1 protein-coding gene is annotated in these 2,379 nt (G+C 60.5%); it reads right to left on the reverse strand.

The window, feature by feature from the left end; all coding sequences use genetic code 11:
* Positions 1-280 precede the first annotated feature (280 nt).
* The gene (locus AC1D0P_RS24780; protein ID WP_477679161.1) at positions 281-2,149 is read right to left on the reverse strand and encodes a potassium transporter Kup; all 1,869 of its coding nucleotides are present in this window, start codon (positions 2,147-2,149) and stop codon (positions 281-283) included.
* Positions 2,150-2,379 lie beyond the last annotated feature (230 nt).

A 2,379-nucleotide genomic window follows, 5' to 3' on the forward strand; every position in this document is an offset into this window, starting at 1 on the left:
CCCCTTGTGGATGCGCCGAGGAGCGGAGGTTCAGGCGGATCAGGGATCGCGTTGTCTGAGCCGAAGGCGAGTTTAGCGAGACCCCGCCTGAGCCGAGCACCGCAGGTTGCCCGTAGCGCAGCGAAGGGACGCAGCAACCAGGGTCGCCTTTTCTTTTGCTTACTTTTCTTTTGGCGAAGCAAAAGAAAAGTGAGTAGCCGCCGGGCTACCCCCGGCCGGCAGAACTAAGAAGAGAACAACAACAATCGATCAGGCAGAGCCCCACGCAAGAGGCAAAAACTCAAATCTCAATTTTGCTACCCAACTCCACAACAGAGTTATTAGGCAAATTCAAAAAATCCGCAGCTCCACTTGCGTTGTGATGCATCTGCGCAAACAGCTTCTCACGCCAAGGCGCCATGCCGCTGCCGATCGTCGGGATCACCGTGTCGCGCGAAAGGAAGTAGCTGGTGGTCATGGACTCCAGCTCGCAGCCCCGGCCCTTGATCTGCTGCAGGGCCTTGGGCAGGTCCAGGTCGTTCTTGAAACCGTAGTGCACATTGACCTGCCAGCAGTCATGCCCGAGCGCGTGGATCTCCAGGCGCTTGTTCATGCCTATCCAGGGGATCTCGTGGTTGCGCACGGTCACRAACAGGTTCTGCTCGTGCAGCACCTTGTTGTGCTTGAGGTTGTGCAGCAGCGCGTTGGGCACGCTRCCGGGTTCGGCGGTCAGGAACACGGCCGTGCCTTCGACACGGGCCGGCGGGCTGACAAAAACGGCGTCCAGGAAGCTGGGCAGGTCAATCGCGTCGGCGCGCAGCTTTTCGTTGAGCAGGTGGCGGCCTTCCTTCCAGGTGATCATCAGCGTGAAGACCGCGCCGCCGATCACCAGCGGGAACCAGCCGCCGGCGAACAGCTTCATGAGGTTGGAGGCGAAGAAGGCGAAGTCGACGACAAAGAAAACACCGGTGGCCGCGATGCACAGGCTCAGCGGGTACTTCCAGCCGTAACGGATCACGTAGAAGGTCAGGATGGTGGTGATCAGCATGTCGGTGCAGACCGCGATGCCGTAGGCGGCCGCCAGGTTGCTGGACGAGCGGAACATCACCACCGCGAGCACGATGGTGATGAACAGGCCCCAATTGACGAAAGGCATGTAGATCTGGCCGGTGTCGCGCACGCTGGTGTGCTGGATGTTCAGGCGCGGCAAATAGCCCATCTGGATGGCTTGTTTGGTCACGCTGAAGGCGCCGGTGATCAGGGCCTGGGAGGCGATCACCGTGGCCATGGTAGCCAGGCCCACCAGCGGCAGCAATGCCCACTCGGGCGCCATCAGGAAGAAGGGGTTCTTCACGGCGGCGGGGTTGCTGATCAGCAGGGCGCCCTGGCCGAAGTAGTTGAGCACCAGCGAGGGCATGACCACCGAGAACCAGGCCAGGCGTATCGGCTTCTTGCCGAAGTGGCCGAGGTCGGCGTACAGCGCCTCGGCGCCGGTCACGCACAGCACCACGGCCCCCAGGATGATGAAGGTGGTGCCSGGGTTGGCCCACATGAACATCAGTGCGTAATGTGGGCTGAGCGCCACCAGGATATGGGGATTGGTCGCGATCTGGGAAATGCCCAGCAGCGCCAGCACGCCGAACCAGACCAGTGTGATGGGCCCGAAAAATTTGCCAATGCCGGCCGTGCCGTGTTTTTGCACCGCGAAGAGGGCGAACAGGATGATCAGGGTGATCGGAATCACGCCCTGCTTGAAGGCCGGTGAGACGACTTCCAGGCCTTCGACGGCCGACAGCACTGAAATCGCCGGTGTGATGACGCCGTCTCCGTAAAACAGCGAGGTGCCGAAGATGCCGACGATCAGCAAGGTCTTGCGCAGCTGGGGCTTGTCTTTCACCGCGGTGGACGCCAGCGCCAGCATGGCGATCAGGCCGCCTTCGCCGTTGTTGTCGGCACGCAGCACCAGCGCCACGTACTTGATGGAAACGATGACGGTCAGCGTCCAGAAGAAGATGGACAGGATGCCGTAGACGTTGTCGGGGGTGAAGGGGACGTGCCCGGAACCGAAAACTTCCTTGACGGCATACAGGACGCTGGTTCCGATGTCGCCGTAGACGACACCGATGGCGCCCAGGGTGAGCGCCGCGAGGGATGATTTTTTACTGGACACAAAAACTTCCCGTCTTTGCGCCTGGCCCGTTCGAGCGGGTCCAAAGCGGCGGGAATGGTTACCTTTGGGAGTGCTATTTTGCGCCCAGGTGCCGGGCTTGCAAGTGGGCGGACATGCCTAAATCCAACTAAAGCCGATTTTGTTGCACCGCAACAACTTGTAACGGAGTAGCCCGATAGAGGGCCAAAGCCGGCGTGTCGCCTCTTGCCGGTTAATGCTATCTATTTAAG

Source organism: Polaromonas sp. P1_G2 (genome assembly GCF_056405515.1).